9 protein-coding genes are annotated in these 16,344 nt (G+C 45.5%); all 9 read right to left on the bottom strand.

The window, feature by feature from the left end:
* Positions 1-715: 715 nt before the first annotated feature.
* Complete coding sequence (locus tag ACYVAA_RS13200; RefSeq protein WP_460542421.1) at positions 716-1,390, bottom strand: energy transducer TonB; 675 nt, start codon at positions 1,388-1,390, stop codon at positions 716-718.
* A gap of 77 nt (positions 1,391-1,467) precedes the next feature.
* Complete coding sequence (locus ACYVAA_RS13205) at positions 1,468-1,860, bottom strand: VanZ family protein (protein ID WP_460542423.1); 393 nt, start codon at positions 1,858-1,860, stop codon at positions 1,468-1,470.
* Entirely contained in the window at positions 1,853-2,227 is a 375-nt protein-coding gene (gene gcvH / locus ACYVAA_RS13210; RefSeq protein ID WP_460542425.1) for a glycine cleavage system protein H, read from the bottom strand. Before gcvH ends, ACYVAA_RS13205 begins: the two co-directional genes overlap by 8 nt.
* Before the next feature lie 59 nt (positions 2,228-2,286).
* Complete coding sequence (gene sov / locus ACYVAA_RS13215; RefSeq protein ID WP_460542427.1) at positions 2,287-9,351, bottom strand: T9SS outer membrane translocon Sov/SprA; 7,065 nt, start codon at positions 9,349-9,351, stop codon at positions 2,287-2,289.
* An 81-nt stretch (positions 9,352-9,432) separates the two neighbouring features.
* Positions 9,433-10,032 carry a Holliday junction branch migration protein RuvA gene (gene ruvA, locus ACYVAA_RS13220; protein ID WP_460542429.1) on the bottom strand — a complete coding sequence of 200 codons (600 nt, stop codon included), beginning with the start codon at positions 10,030-10,032 and terminating at the stop codon, positions 9,433-9,435.
* Positions 10,025-12,301, bottom strand: a complete 2,277-nt coding sequence (locus ACYVAA_RS13225; protein ID WP_460542431.1) for an NADP-dependent malic enzyme — start codon at positions 12,299-12,301, stop codon at positions 10,025-10,027. The genes ruvA and ACYVAA_RS13225 overlap by 8 nt, the downstream gene beginning before the upstream one ends.
* 34 nt (positions 12,302-12,335) lie before the next feature.
* A complete protein-coding gene (locus ACYVAA_RS13230; RefSeq protein ID WP_460542433.1) occupies positions 12,336-13,418 on the bottom strand; it encodes a DUF4837 family protein in 1,083 nt (360 codons plus the stop codon).
* A gap of 94 nt (positions 13,419-13,512) precedes the next feature.
* A complete protein-coding gene (locus ACYVAA_RS13235) occupies positions 13,513-14,904 on the bottom strand; it encodes a lytic transglycosylase domain-containing protein (protein WP_460542435.1) in 1,392 nt (463 codons plus the stop codon).
* 12 nt (positions 14,905-14,916) lie between these two features.
* Positions 14,917-16,317 (bottom strand): Asp-tRNA(Asn)/Glu-tRNA(Gln) amidotransferase subunit GatA, encoded by a 1,401-nt coding sequence (gatA, locus tag ACYVAA_RS13240; RefSeq protein WP_460542437.1) that lies wholly within the window; start codon positions 16,315-16,317, stop codon positions 14,917-14,919.
* Positions 16,318-16,344: the final 27 nt, after the last annotated feature.

The following is a 16,344-nucleotide window of genomic DNA, read 5'->3' on the forward strand; positions in this document are numbered from 1 at the left end:
CATTAATAACCCTGGGTGCCAACCCAGGGCCAGAAGTGTCTAAGTTATCCGCTTTAGCTGATTTTCCTGTTAATTGTGAAAAATCTTTACCGCTAAAGCAAGGACCTCTTTGAACATTAAGTCATTTAGATCTTCTTAATAACTTAAATTTGTCTACCCATAGTAATCCATATAGAATCAATTTAAATCTATTGATCAATCGGAGAAATAGGGGAATTGCTTATCTAACAAAAAAAACTTTTGGACTGCTATGGGTGGAAAAAGGCTAAACGGATAAGTGGGGAGGTAAGAAAATTTGGTTCTTTATGATTTGTAGTGGCCAGCATTAATAAGGAATAATATCTTATCCAGGCCCTCAAGGAACTCCTCAATTGTATAGATAGATCCGTCTTGCAGATATTGGGTGTTAAGAAAATAAAGGAGAGGGAAGGCAAAAAGGCAGGCTTGTTTGACGGAATACTTAAAAGGATGGTCACTGGCAGGCACAGGGGAGGAGTTTGCCTGCATGAAAGCAGGCTTTAATTTTAGCTCTCTAGATGCGTACTTGTGCGCCGTGGCGTAGCAGTGGGGTGTTTTTTACCTGTAAGAAAAAAGTAGCAAAGGTGATGAGGTGAAAGCTGAAAGTATATTGAGAGCTGTAAATAAGTTTATAACAAAAAAAAAATAGGCTGCCATGTCTGACAGCCTATGTTGTATTTTACAAATCTAAGTTTTCTTAGCTCAGTTTGAACCTGATCGGCAATCTCATTTTTACCCTTACAGGTCGGCCTCTTTGCTTACCAGGAGTCCATGCAGGAGCATTTTTCACTACCCTCATGGCTTCCTCATCACAACCTCCGCCGATACCTCTCAGGATGTCCACGTCTTGGATACTACCATCCGTGTTTACTACGAAGACGACATAAACCGTACCTTCGATACCCATTCTTCGAGCTTGGGTTGGATACTTAAGGTTTTTGCTCAAGTATTTGTTCCATCCTTCCATTCCACCTGGTGGTTGAGGCATGGTTTCTACCACGTCGAAAATCTCCTCGGCTTTTTCTACCACTGGAGCATCTGCGATCACCACTTCTTTGATCACCGTTTCTTCCTGAACATCCACATCGAAGTTTACTTCAATTTTTTCTTCGATCTCTACTTCATCAGGAATCTCCTCAATGATTGGCTGTTCTACCGGTGGCGGTGGTGGTGGTGGTTGTTCGGTAATGGGAATATCCAATAGTTCCTCAAAATCGTCTTCCACTGTTCCCAAGTCCATCAACTCTCCGGTTTCGTAGGTTTTGTACTCGAAAGCAGCCAGTGTAAGACCAACGCTGATCAATAACCCCAAATTCAGGAACATTCCTGACTTTTTGGTCAAATCAGCTTTTGGTGTCTTTTTAGCTTCCATAGGTTAATACTTCAATATAAAGGTTAATAATTCTTTGCTTCATTTTAGCGATAACAATTCTAACCATTTATTTTTATTTATACAAGCTTACTTTTCTTCTTATATAAAATATAAAAACAAATGGTACCTGCCGCACTTCCCGTCAAATTGCCTAGAATGTCTCCATAGTCAAAGGCCCTGTTGGGAACCATCTGCTGTAATACTTCTACTAATATAGCAAAGATCAATCCAAAAACTAAGTAGTTAGTGATAAATATGTTTTTCTTGGATCTAAATTCTTTGCTATTTACCGCCCTGTTCCATAAGAACAGAAGCCCCGCAAACAGACTGAAATGGCCGATTTTGTCCAATCCGACGATTTTACCCGTATCGGGAAGTTTATCTCCGGGAGACAAGGTCAAGACCAGCAGTAAGACCAACCAGAGGATGGCAGGGAGGTATCTTTCGCTAAAATACCTGCCTTTATTCACCTACCAATTCCGCGTATTCTTCCGCTGAAAGCAGGTCCTCAGGCAGATTTTCAAATTTTACTTTGATCATCCATCCCTCTTCATATGGAGATTCATTGACCAGTTCCGGGGAACCCTCCAATTCTTCGTTAAACTCAATAATCTCTCCTTCCAAGGGCATGAAAAGATCAGAAACAGTCTTTACTGCTTCTACAGTACCAAACACTTCTCCACTCTCAATAGTTTCGCCGACAGTCTCCACTTCTACGTAAACAATGTCGCCCAACTCCCTTTGGGCAAATTCTGTAATGCCAATGGTTGCGGTGTCTCCGTCAATCATGACCCATTCGTGGTCTTTAGTGTACTTTAATTCTTTTGGGAAGTCCATATGCTATATTTAGGATTAAATCAAAGCCAAAAATACAAGCTTTCATGAAATCTAAAAACCTATTGGCCTAAATTAAATCTCAATTGTCCGCCAAATGCAGTGGAACTTCTTCTAAAGGCTGTGGAAATCCTCGGGTCATTCACCATTCGGTCGAAATACATCGTGATTTTGAGGTTTTGGTTGATGATATAGCCTACTGTTGGACGGATTTGCAGGTTCAAATTTCCACTGGTGACCGTGCTGCCTTGCTCTGTTTTCCGCTGCAGGGTTTGGGTGTCCACGATACTTGTGCTGATCCGGATCTCAAGGTCATTGTCCAAGACCTCCTGACGGCCCTGGACCTTAAAGGGGATTTTTACCCCTGACTTGGTATAGCCCAGATCAAACCTGAAATCATGGCTGCTCTGCTCTGTCACTTGGGCATTGGAGAAATTCAGGCCTACATTCCTCTCGGTATTGTATTCGAAGGAAATGCTCATCCTGTTTTTGGTAAGCACATCTATGCCCACCAATGGAGCAAAACGCTCGGATAAGACCACCTGATTAAAGATAAATACGGGGATGTAACTGCCAAATTCATCCGTTATGCTTGCCATAGGATAGTTTTGCAGGGAGTTGTACAGTTCCAGTCCCGACTGATAAAGCAGCGAATTGGAAAAATTACTCACATCATAGGCAGAGGTGTAATTGTGGGTCAGGTTGATCGAACTAAAATGCTCCTGGAATACCGGGATCCTGGATAAGCCCCTGTATTCCAAACGCCAATTGGGCAAAGGGAATTTAGGGAAAGGGCTGAGTTTAACTTCCTCTGCTGATTGGCCAGAGTAAGCTGCAAGGAAGGCCGGAACCAGCACATCCTGTCCATTGAGTTCGTACTCTCCGCCAGGGTTTTGTGCCTCCAATCTCGTTTTTATTATTGATCGGTACCTTTCGAAGTCACGGAACAGTGGAGAGTTATTATCCGCATCATCTTTGGCAAAGGCCGTTTTGATCATGTTATAGCTGATATTGTAGGCACCTAACCTGTTGGGGTTAATGGAAACGTAGTTTTCACTCGTGGCATCTTCTCTTCTGAAGATCTCCGCATACTGGCCCGTTTCCCTCTTTCTCATGTCCAATGTAATCCGCAGGTCTTTTATGGGTTCAATGATCGCATTGATCTGCAGGTTTTTGGATTGGTTCTGACGGAAGGTTTGGGTCAGTTCATTGCTTGGAGCCATTAGCCCTTGGTTGGCCAGGTCATAGCGTATATCGCTGCTTTGACTGCCAAATATAAAACCAAGACCGGGGTTCATAAAGCTCCTGTCCAAACCGAAAAGCCCGGTGTTTTCCATATAACCCGGTAGGAATGTGCCCTCGGTGATATTGTACCTACCGGTGATTTCCTTCACCATCATGGCAAATTTGAGCAGCCCGTTGAAAACCCCATCTGTATTGATGGAATCCTGGGCATCACTTGACCTTCTTCCCGGTATTGTCGGACGTTTCGGTGCATTTAGGGCTTTGAGTTTGTTGACTTTATTATAAAGTTTGATCAGGTCAAGTTTTCCGTTGAAAGCACGGTCCCGGGTATTTTGGAGTACATTTCCCAAAGTGTCTTTTTGCCCAATGGAACCGGTCAGCCAGCTGTAGGTGGCCTCGTACCTTATATCGGCACTGACCCAATCCAAGAAAGGGATTTTATCTGTAGGGATGCGGTAATTGGCGACCAAGGAATGGTTATAATTGGTGGTCCGTCCAAAGTCTTTAAAGTTATTTCTTACGGAATCCTGCTTGGCCTCAGTGTCCAGATCCCCTTCAGGTTCGTCCACTATGGCGTTTACCCGGGCGGTATAATCCACACTGAGGTTTTTGGTGAGGTCCCAATTAAGGCTGTAGAACCTGTTGATATAAAAACTTTTCTGGAAAAGCGGATCCACCCCGTTTGTGCCCAGTTGGTCATTTCTGTATTGGGTCCTCATAAAGCGCCTATCCACATCCACCCTGGCGGTTACCAGGCTAGGGGCAAGGTTAAGGTTGAAGTCCTTGATCAGTTGTAAATAGGGGCTCTCCAAAAGTTCCCAGTTTTTGAAAGGTTCCACCACCATAGGGCTGGGTTGATAGCTATAAGTGATGTTTCCTTTATAGGTTTCAAAAGTATAGTCTTCGGTATTGATATTACTTTGTTTTACCAATCCATAAGCGTAAGAGAAGGAAAAGTTGGACAGGTCATACAGCCTGTTTTTCTCATTATCCTCTTTTTTTATCTTCTTGACATTGGTAAAGCTGATATTTCTTCGTTTTACTTGGTCGAGCACCAAGTCCTTATAAGCTTCCCGTTCGGCATCGGTCCTGAATTTGGAAAGGGCCAGATCAAAAGGAACGTCCGGGTTTAGTGGATCAAACTGAGGTTTGGTCTGGGCATTTTCCATGCTCACATACATAGGAATGCTTACCCTGAGCCCTTCAGGGAGCAATCTGTCCAGCTGGACATTGGCAGAAATATCGTATTGGGTGGTGGATTCTCTGGACCGCTGTGACAGCCTGGTTTCCAATCCTCCAAAACCAAAAGTATTGTGCCTTATGGTGGAGGAAATGGTCGCCACATCGGCTATTTGAGCATTAAGGCGGGCATTTGCAGCCCATCCAGATGACTTGTTGAAGTCAACTACCCTGAGCTCATTGGCCCATACACAGACCGACCTACTGGCACTTCCGGTGGAGGAGGGATTTCTTACCCCGATCATGAGCCCTTGAATAAAATTCAATTCCGGTCTACCAACCACGGTCACCTTATATTGCCTGACCTGCGCAGTGTAAGGGAGGTTTTGGGGAGACTGGCTATTGTCCCTTTCGGATTTGACCCCTACGATTTCATCGATGGCAATGTCAATCTCATTGGCTTCTGGCCAGATTTGACGCGGATCCCTGGTGCCTGGAGGGGTGATGTTAAGCGGAACTTCTATTTCGTAATAGTTGTCCGTATAGTCGGTGCCCAGCCTCAAAAATGCTGAGAGCTCCCCATCAGTAGCGTCTTCGCTGTCTGCATGGAAAAACATCTTAAGCCTTCCGTACTGTACCAGATCGAGGTTGGCGTTTTTAAAGACAGCCCTGGCATCACGGCTTTGCAAGTTATCGATACATAGCCGAAGCGATTGTTCATTCAGCCTTCTCTCTACGGTGGAAGTATTGTCCCGGTCCCGGATAATGCCGGGAGGAAGCACATAGGGGCTTTGGTCGGTGTCTCCTTGGCTGTTTTCCTCAATATTTACCACCCCTACGGTGAGATTGGACAGGTCAGGCTCCGGAACTTCAAAAAGCCCCCTTTCATAAAGCGATTCCTGGAAAGTCCTCCATTGACTGCCGACCATTTGGAACTTGGCCATCCTCAGGACCACCGGCTGCTCAAAATCCGTCAGATAGGTTCTGATAAACCTTAATGACTTGAAGCCAGAAATATCCCCCTGTACATTGTCCGGCTGCCGAACTGGAATTCTAAAAAGGTACCAATTGACTTCATCCCCGTTTTCATTATGGGTGACCTTGTCGACGATATTGTTTTGTCCCACCACCAAATTGTCAGGTCGTAGATCTATTTCATATTCATAATAGTTCTCTGTTTCATTGATGGTATTGTCATTGTTCAGGTCTTCATTGTCCGGCTTGTTTGATCCGGAGGCGGTATAGGGCAGGCTGGAGTCAGTATTGATCGGGGTATTGTTTTCCAGGCCGTTAAATCGCTTATACCTTTCCAGAATTTTGATGTTGTTTTGGTCCAGGTCACTTCCCAGATAGTATTGGAATTTGTCTGCCGAAGGATCGCTTTCAATGTCCTCATAAACATCCGCATCCACATTCAATCGGTTAAGGAAGCGGTCTGCAAAATAAGTTGCCTCTTGCGCACTGCTAAGGCCGTCCAAGCCGACATCTTGGTTGGGACGCGCTTCAGGCGAATTGTCAAAGCCCGGTGTAAGGTACTGCTGCTGGGTCACCCGTCCCCATTCATTTTCGGAGGTACCGCTTAAATCCCCATCTGCAGGTAGACCGTTTTCAAAGGCGTGCCGACTGTCTTTCATCAGATCCTCCGACACTTCCCCCAAATTGATCATTAGCTTCCCACCAGTGGTGTTGTTCTCGTTGAAAACACCGTCCAAAACACGCCCGTTTTCTCCTGAAATAAACGGATCCATCAACCAGAATTCAATGTATTCGATGTTCGTCCGGTCAAAGTCAACGTCAGAGGTAATTGCCCGGGTAATGCCCCCGTAATTTTCTTTAGGGTTGGGGAGCAGGCCTCTCCGGTCAAGGTTTGGGTTGTAATTGTACATGCCCCTTTCATGGGGGAAATAGGCCATTTCAAACAAAGGCTCAGGGGTGATGATCACATCCCTGTCCCGCTGAGGGAAGATTTCCTGAGGAATGACCCTTCTTACATAGTGGTTACGTCGGTCTTCGGCCGTGATATTGTCAGGGACTCCCTGTCCGCTTTCCCGATAAAAGACGTTGTCAATATTGTACCATGCCAATCGCGCCCTTCTGTAGGCATTTCCCAGGCGGTCTTCCGTCTGCATGCTTAGGTCAAAACGGTTATCATCTGTTCGGGGAGTGGCCGAAAGCTTCCAGTTTTGGGGAGATCCTCCCAGACTAAAAGGCGTAACGGCCGTTTCGAAATCGTCAATATAGGAAGCCCCTTCACCGTTCACTTTATTGGATGTCCCGGGAATAAGATGGGCAAATTCACCGTTGAAGGTGATCAGGGATTTTTCTTTGGTGTCCGTGAAAGGCAGCGCATCGGCTAATTTGGTCAGCCACCTGGATTCGTCGCTATAATTGAGGTCCAGTCCCCAGAGGCTGTTCTTGATGGTTTCACTTCCTGTACTGATGCGGGTAATGTTGGGCCGCTCATTCAAGTAGAGAAATGTACCGCCAAGGCTGAGGTTATCGTTGAACAGGTAATCAAAACGGGTGCCCAGCAGGCTTCGGGTCTGGAAGGAGACCAAATCCGCCTTTTCAAAACTGATGGAGATCCGTTTGCCGGAGGATAGGATGCCCTCATTGATAATCACCACCCGGCCAATATTGTAATCCACCGTATAATCCACACCTTCGGTCAAAGGGATATTGCCAGCGGTGACCAGCACCGATCCTTCAGAAATGTTTAGCCCTGGCAGCATGATCTCAGAAGCGGATCCTGCTGTCAGACTTCCTTTCAGGTAGTACTTGTTCAGCCTGGTGACCAGTTCCGCATCGGCTTTTGTGGTGCGGTAAAGGGTGTCGTAAACAAACTTGTTTTTCAGGCTTTCTTCATTGGGAAGAAACTTGTTTTCCAGTGTCTGCCCAAAGGGCTCCAGCACAGGAAAAATCAGCATGCCCTTTTCGGGAAGTATGGTCAAGCCTGAGACAAAATCAAAGTTCCCATCTGGCTGAGGGTCATTTTGGGGGTTAAGCTTATCCAGCCCCATCAGCCTGATCAGAGGGACATCTTTGACCTGCTCACCCTCCAAAAGGCTGGGGTTGTCCAATCCGGTGCGGTCGTCCCGGTAAATTACCTGTAGTTGAAAACCTTCTTTCTGGATCTGGTTAGCATTAAAATTATAGACGTTTTTCATCATCAGGTCCCAAGTAGGAACCCGGACATTGATCCTGGCAGGTCTAAGTAATTTGAGGAACAGCACCTCGGATTCAGGACGGTCCTGGTAGTCCTCGGACATTTCACCGACCTTGTAGGATTGCCCGTTATAAGTATATTCAAAGGAGACGGCGACCACTTCATCGTTCTGCAATTTCCTGTTGAGGCTCAGGTAACCTAATTCTTTGTGGAAGGTATATTCATTTGGTGCCAGTTTTCTGGCTCCATTGACCTGTTCGAAATCGGTGCCTTTGACCAGGTTCAGATCCTGTTCCAAAGCAGTGGAGGCATTGTCGTAAGGCCTGAAAGAGGGGTTGGAGGTAATACTTTGATAGAGTAAATTGGCTCCGTTGGCAGCTGGACTTCCTGTTACTCCACTACCAATATTGGGGTTTTCGGGACGGTAAATCCGCTGGCCTTCACCAAGGTCCATAAAGGCCACAAAGTTCCGCAGGGTCTCGGTATTGTTCGCCCTGTTCATGATATATACTTCCACCCGAGTGATATTCACTCCTGAAAGCACCTGTGGCAATCCCCTTAACCATCTTTCGTAGTTTTCCCTGAAAAAATGCGACAGGAAGAAGTGCCGGTTATCATCATATTCTGAAGCCCTTATTTCAAAAGGCCTTCCTTGTCCTCCTCCTTCAATGACTATTTCATCCCTTCTGCCACGTTGGGTAGAGGCCACAGCGGTCATAAAGAGCTTTCCAAACTGCATTTGGGTTTTGACGCCGAAGAGATTTTGGGCTCCCTGGATCAGGCTGTTTTGTACCGGCATGCTCACATTGCCGATTTCCACACTTTTGACAATGTCTTCTTCAAAGCCTCTGTACTCCACTTTCAACTGGTTTTCAAAGTCAAAGGAGTTATTGCTGTCAAAGTTGGCATTGATCTGCATTTTCTGACCAAGACTTCCGTTGACGCTCATCTGGATTTGCTGGTCAAAGTTAAATCCTCCATTACGCTGCTGTCGAATGGGAATAGAAGGGTTGTCTATTCTTCTGAATATCCCTCCGAAGTCCAGGTTGACATAGCCCGTAGGAATGATGTTGATCTCACTTCCTCCAAAGAGCCTGTCGAATGTAGGGCTCATCGTAATCGGTGGTATCAAGCTCCTACTGCTGACCGCACTTTCTCCATAAAGGCCTCTGGACCGGTTTCTCCAATATTCCTGTCTCATTTTCAACTCCTGGATCCTGGAAAAATCCTCAAAGTTATAGAAGTACCCGGGTGAGGTATCGGTAGAATCCAATTGGTCATATACCTTATACTGGATGGTGGTGTCTATCTGAACCTTCACCTGCCTTTCTTGCGGGCCCTCATAATAAAAAGGAGACCTTTTCTGGATCAGCGGATTTTGTCTCGGATACAGGGGGGAAGTGCGGTAGCTGTCCCAAAGCAAAAAGGAAGGCAGCTTCCTCCTTTTTTCCAATGAATCCAGCTCATTGGGAATGGTATCGTTGGAGGCAGTTTGTCCAATTGCTTCTGTGGAGAGAAAAAAAAAGGGTACTAACAACAAAACTGTTGTTATATAAAAGAGAGCTGGTTTATTGTTCGAAAAAAAATGTGAATTCGTTATAGTCAAGCTGCCTATAAATTAAGTTGACCTTAAAGATGCTTTAATTAATTCTTCCAACGAAATTTCCGTACTGCTTTTTTTCAAAATGGCAGTTATATTTTTCTCTGCTACGGCCTTTGTAAAACCGAGTGTGATAAGAGCCTGAATGGCTTCGTCCTTGATGGCATGGTGCTGGTTTAAAAAGCCTGTTTGGCTTGTCGCCCCGCTGATTAAATTGTCTTTTTGGATTTTGTCTTTGAGTTCCAAAACAATCCTTTGGGCAGTTTTTGCACCGATTCCTTTTACGCGCTGAATGGTTTTGTGGTCCTCTTGAACTATGGAAGCCTGGATTTCTTCCACATTCAATGAGGAGAGGATCATTAAGGCCGTATTGGGGCCAACGCCACTTATAGAAATCAACTGGAGAAACAGTTTTTTTTCTGTGTCCTCCCTGAAACCGTACAAGGTGTGCGCATCCTCTTTGATATGAAGATGGGTGAGGAGCGTGACCAGCTCCTCATCCTTTATTTTGGAAAATGTACCCAGTGATATCTTGACATGGTAACCGATGCCATTTACTTCGATGATCACATAAGTAGGGTCCTTAAATACCAGTTTTCCTTTTAGGTAATCAATCATGTTTTTTGTGATTTTGAGCATCCACCACCGCTATGGCGACCATGTTGACGATTTCTCGGATGGAACTTCCCAATTGTAGAATATGGACGGGTTTGTTCATGCCAAGCAACACAGGGCCGATGGCTTCCGAATTTCCTATACCGGCCACCAATTTGTAGGCGATATTTCCTGAACTCAAGTTAGGGAAAATAAGGGTATTGGCTTTTTTGTCTGCCAGTGCACTGAACGGATAGGTTTCCTTTTGAATCACCTCGCTCAAGGCAACATTACCCTGCATTTCCCCTTCTATGACCAGCTCAGGGAATTTTGCTTTGGCTTTAGCAGTGGCCAGAGCGGTTTTGGTAGGGGTATTTCCTTTGGCAGAACCGAAATTGGAGTAGGAGAGGACTGCTATCCTTGGTTCCAGGTCAAAGAAACGTACAGCCTCGGCAGTCAGTCCTATGATCTCGACAAGCTGATCTGCTGTTGGATTGACGTTGACGGTGGTATCTGCGAAGAAAAATGGACCTTTATCGGAATTCATGATATACATACCGGCGACCCTGTCCACGTCCTTTTTGACCCCAATCACATGCAGTGCGGGTAAAATCGTCTTGGGATAATCCTTGGTCAATCCGGAAATCAGGGCATCTGCCTCACCAAGGTGTACCATCATGGCTCCGAAGTAGTTTCGGTCGCGCATGAGCTTTTGGCCTTCCTGCGGGGTCATGCCTTTTCTTTTCCGCTTGTCATAGAGAATGCTGCCGTACCTCTCCAGTCTTTCTTGATCCTCATAAGGGTCAATGATGGACACGTTGCCCAGTTCCAGTGAGTTTTCGGCGATCAAAGACAAGATGGTTTCCCGGTTACCTAGTAGAATAGGCTCACCGATTTTTTCATCCAAAATGATTTGGGCGGCCTTGAGTATTTTACGGTTGTCCGCTTCTGCAAAGACCACTTTCTTAGGATTCTTTTTGGCCCTGGAGATTACCCTTGACATCAGGCGCTGATCAATACCGATCCTTTCCTGCAGTTCAAGTTCATAAGCATCCCAGTCCAGTATGGGGTTTTGGGCCACCCCGGACTCCATGGCCGCTCTGGCCACCGCAGGAGCAATAGTAGTAATCAGTCGTGGATCCAAAGGCTTAGGAATAAGGTACTTCCTTCCGAATCCCAGCTGATCATCGCCATAGGCTTTGTTGACAATGTCCGGAACAGGTTCTTTGGCCAATTTGGCAATGGCTTGGGCTGCGGCAAGTTTCATTTCCTCATTGATGGCTGTAGCCCTAACATCCAAGGCTCCTCTGAAAATATAGGGGAAACCCAGTACATTATTGACCTGGTTAGGGTAGTCTGATCTGCCGGTGGCCATGATCAGGTCTTCGCGTGCCTCGGTGGCCAGTTCATAGGGGATTTCCGGGTTGGGATTGGCCAAGGCAAAAACAATGGGGTTGGGGGCCATTTTTTTGATCATTTCAGGAGTGACCACGTTGCCGGCTGAAAGTCCTAAAAAGACATCCGCACCATCCAGAGCTTCTGTCAGCGTGGATTTGTCGGTACCCCTGTAGACAAATTCATTTTTGATATCATCCAGGTCATCGCGGTCTGCCCGGATGATCCCTTCTTTGTCACACATGATCAGGTTTTCCCGCTTTACGCCTAAAGACATGTAAAAGCGTGTACAGGAAACCGCAGAGGCGCCGGCACCATTGACTACCAGGCGGATATCTTCTATGTTTTTTTCTACAATTTCCAGGGCATTGAGTAGAGCTGCCCCCGAAATGATGGCAGTGCCATGCTGGTCATCGTGCATGACCGGTATTTTCATTTCTTTCTTCAGGGTCTGCTCGATGACAAAGCACTCCGGAGCTTTTATATCCTCCAGGTTAACCCCGCCAAAAGTAGGCTCCAGTGATTTGATGATCTGGATCAGTTTTTCAGGGTCTTTTTCATCTATTTCAATGTCAAAGACATCGATGCCTGCAAACTTTTTAAACAATACTCCCTTGCCCTCCATGACCGGCTTGCCGGCTTCAGGTCCAATATCTCCTAAACCTAGGACAGCTGTTCCGTTAGAAATTACGGCAACTAAGTTCCCTTTTGCAGTATACTTATAGACATTCTCCTTTTGGGCTGCAATTTCCAAGCATGGTTCCGCCACACCGGGGGAATAGGCTAGGGCCAGATCGAGCTGACTGGATAAAGGCTTGGTGGGGACAACTTCAATTTTTCCGGGACTCCCTTGGGTATGGTATCCCAATGCGTCCTCTTTTCTGATTTTAATTGCCATATAAAGTTATAATTTGGATATGATGTGTTTGCCCTTAAGGAAGCTCGGTGGCAAGCAAAATGGCTTCGATTTCCCTTAAGGCTGATTTGTGGGTTTCATTGGGGTAATACAGAAAACCTTCCAAATAATATAGTTTCCCTTCTTTTTCGTTGACGACCACATAGGATATAAAAGAGCCACCCATGCTGATGTTATTGGTCTTCCATTGCCCGCGCATCTCCACGGCATAGTGGTCGTCCACTTTGATATCCCTAAATGAAGGAGGCAGTTGGGTTTCCGTTTTTATAAAAGAGTTGGGATTGGAAGGATCTCCGAATATCCTGGATTTAAGAATGGAGTCCCTGAGTGAAATGATGTTTTCCGGAAATACCTGTTCCTCGGATACATAATCCGTCTCATAAAAGAAAAGGCTGATGTCAGCTCTTTGGGTACTCGGGGTAGGTTGGCGCGCCCAAAGGAAATTGTCTTCCTCCTTGACAAACTGGTAGGAGGCAGGCACTTTAAGGTTGATGTTCAGCAGTTCTTTGGCCTTGGTTTCGATGGCTCCGTTTCTCCTGTTAAACAGTACTTCTGCAAGCCGGTTTCTTTCCCTGACTTCAAACAGGTTTTGTAACCTTTCCTTGTTATTCCTTAAGTTGGAGATAAGCTCCTGCTCATTATTGCCAAAGAGGTAAATGACCTCTTGGCCCTGGGCAAACTCATCCTCATTTCTGAGCATAAAAAGTGACTTGTCTTCTTTGGCTTTTTCTTTGGACTGGGAGCTGAACAGGGCACTGATCTGCCTGCTGCCCGGTTTCTTGTCATCAAAGGTGGTGACATAAATGATATTATAGGCCATTTTTAAAATACGGGTCATGGCCCTGGGATCCACTTTGCGGATATCAAAAATAGCCTCATCTCTGACCAGGCCCTTGATATTTTCTTCAAAGACGCCTTGCAAGGCTTCGCCTACAGGACCTTGGTACTTTAGGGAGTCAATGACCAGAAGGATTTCCCCTCGGCCGCCCCTTGCTTTGGGTTTGTTGGAACCAGATCCCTTTGTAAGGCTGTCACAGCCCATAATGATGCCGGCAAATAATATGATCAGGCAAAAGGATAAAATGCTTTTCGTTGACATGTTTTGAAAGGGTTTTGTTAAAGCTGATTACAATTTATAAAAATTGCACGGGGCAGAAAAAAAATCAATTAAATTTTTAGTTGAAAAAACGGTTTTATCCAATAATCAATTTTTGACCTGGTTTGATTTTATTGTTGTTCAGCTTATTGAGTCGTTTGATTTGTTCGATACTGACTCCTTCTAATTTTCTTGCAATCAGCCATAAAGAGTCTCCTGGTTGGACAATATAGGTTTTGGGATTTTCCTTAATGTAGGTGGCATCTCGCTGTGCTTGATTGTTATCCGCAATACTTTGATTGAACTGCTTAGCATCCTGGTAAATGGTCAAATACTGGCCGATTTTAATATTGTTGGAGTAAAGACCGTTCCAGTTTTTGATTTCTGTAACTGTAGTACCGTAGCGGCTGGCTATTTTACCTAGTGCATCTCCTCTTCTTACCTTGTAGATAAGCTTCTCGGGGGCATTGGGCTGGGAAACTTCTTCTTCTTTTTGACTGGCCAGCAGTTTTTCATCCCTGATCTGCAGGGAGTCTATGATCCAACCTTTATTAGCCGCCAGATATTCTGCATTGGCTTTAGGCACTCTCAGTGCATGGTTTCCGTGAGGAATTCTTTTGTTGAGAATGGAAGGGTTCAGAAACTCTAGGTCTTCAAGGCACACACCGCTGATGTCGGCGAGCTGTTGGAGGTCCACTTCATGGCCGAATTTAATCTTTTCATGCGCTACAGGGAAGGTACCCTCTTCCAATATCAAATTGTGCTCATCGGCATAGTTGAAAACATACATGATGGCCTGGAACTGAGGGATATATCCCCTGGTTTCCCTTGGGAGCCAATTATAAATGCCCCAAAAAGAATGTTTTCCTCCGGATCTCCGGATGGCTTTCCTTACATTTCCGGGGCCGCAATTATAGGCCGCAAGGGCAAGCTCCCAGTCACCAAACATCCGGTGAAGGGATTTAAGGTATTTGCAGGCCGCTTCGGTGGCCAGTTCTGGATCCATCCTGTCGTCTACATCCCTGGACACATGGAGGTCATAGACCCTGCCGGTGGCTGGCATAAATTGCCAAAGGCCCATGGCACCTACGCGTGATTTGGCCTTGGGATTCAGTCCTGATTCGATGATTGCCAGGTATTTGATTTCTTCGGGCATACCATGACGTCTCAAAGCGTCCTCGAACAGAGGGAAATAGATTTCTTTACGCTCCAAAGTCATTTTGGCGTACTCCCTGTTCCTGACAGTGAAGTAATTGATAAAAGCAAAAATGGTTTCATTCAGCTCAAAAGGCATTCCCGTATCCATGGTATTCACCCTGTCCTTGATTTCACTGTAAGTGAAGTCAGGAATGAATTCATAGTTGTATACAGGTTCTACTAGCTCTTCTTCGGCTGGAATGAAACCACTTTCTTGTTGACCATGAGTGAGGGTAATCAGGACACAGTTTATCAGCAGTGATAAGAGTGTATATAATTTCCAGGTTCTCATGGTTGTATAATATTATTGTTCTTTGATCTTCATTAAATAATCGGCGAAGGCAAACAGCTCCGCTTCTTTAAAGGAGTTGGTGATAACCTGCAGGCCGATAGGTAGGCCTTTGTCATCGCTTCCGTTTGGAACTGAAATAGCCGGAACTCCCGATACAGAGGCCTGTACAGTAAACAGATCCTCCAGATACATTGCTACTGGGTCATCACTATGCTCCCCAAACTTAAACGCTGTAGAGGGGGTAGTTGGCATAACGATGTAATCAAATTTGTTCAAAAGATCTTCTGTGAACTCTTTGATCAGTCTTCTGACCTTCTGTGCTTTGGTAAAATAAGCATCGTAATAGCTGGCGCTCAATACAAAAGTCCCCAACATAATCCTTCGCTTAACCTCTTCTCCAAATCCTTCCGAACGGGTGAGTTTGTACATGCTCTCAAGGTTGTGCGCGTTGGGAGACCTGTACCCATATTTAACGCCATCAAAGCGGGAAAGGTTAGAACTGGCCTCCGCTGTGGTAAGGATATAATAGGTAGGGAGAACGTATTCCAAAAGAGGGAAATCTACCTGTTCTACCTGATGACCTTCTTCCTTAAGTTTATTGAGCACGTCCAAGGTGTGTGCCTTGATTTCCGGCTGAAGGGCTTCAGATTCAATGGTTTCCTTCAGGTAAGCCACCTTGACCGGTTTTTTCAGGTCCAATAACTGGCTATACTGAGGTACCTCTTTCTGGGAAACGGTACTGTCATTTTCATCAGCTCCTGCGATGACTTCCATCACCAGGGCATTGTCTTTGACGTTTCTGGAAAATACACCGATGGTGTCAAAAGAAGAAGCATAGGCAATCAGGCCAAACCTGGATACCCTGGAGTAGGTAGGCTTGATACCCACCAGTCCTGTAAATGCTGCAGGCTGCCTAACCGACCCACCTGTGTCTGTCCCCAGAGAGGTAGTACAAAGGTTTGCCTGTACGGCTACTGCAGATCCTCCTGATGATCCACCAGGCACTCTTTCTTCATCCAGTGCATTGAGCACTTTTCCATGCACGGTATTCTCATTGGAAGACCCCATTCCGAATTCATCGCAATTTAACCTACCGATGATAATGGCATCTTCTTCCAGCAGCTTTTGTACGGCTGTAGCGGTGAATTGGGACTGAAATCCTTCTAAAATTTTACTGGAAGCGTTTACTTCATGGTCGGTATAGCACAAAACATCTTTGATGCCGATGACCATACCTGCCAGTTTTCCCGCTGTTCCTTCCTGTAATTTTTGATCCACTTTTTCGGCTTGCTCCAAAGCAGATTGCTCATAAACTTCAACGAAGGCGTTGAGATGCGCCTTCGTTTCAATGTTTTTAGGAATGAAATAGTGTGCTTTATCGCTTAGATATTTAAGATATTCATCCCTGAAAATTCGTACTCCTTCAAAGTCAAAATCACC

The organism is Echinicola sediminis, assembly GCF_054777495.1.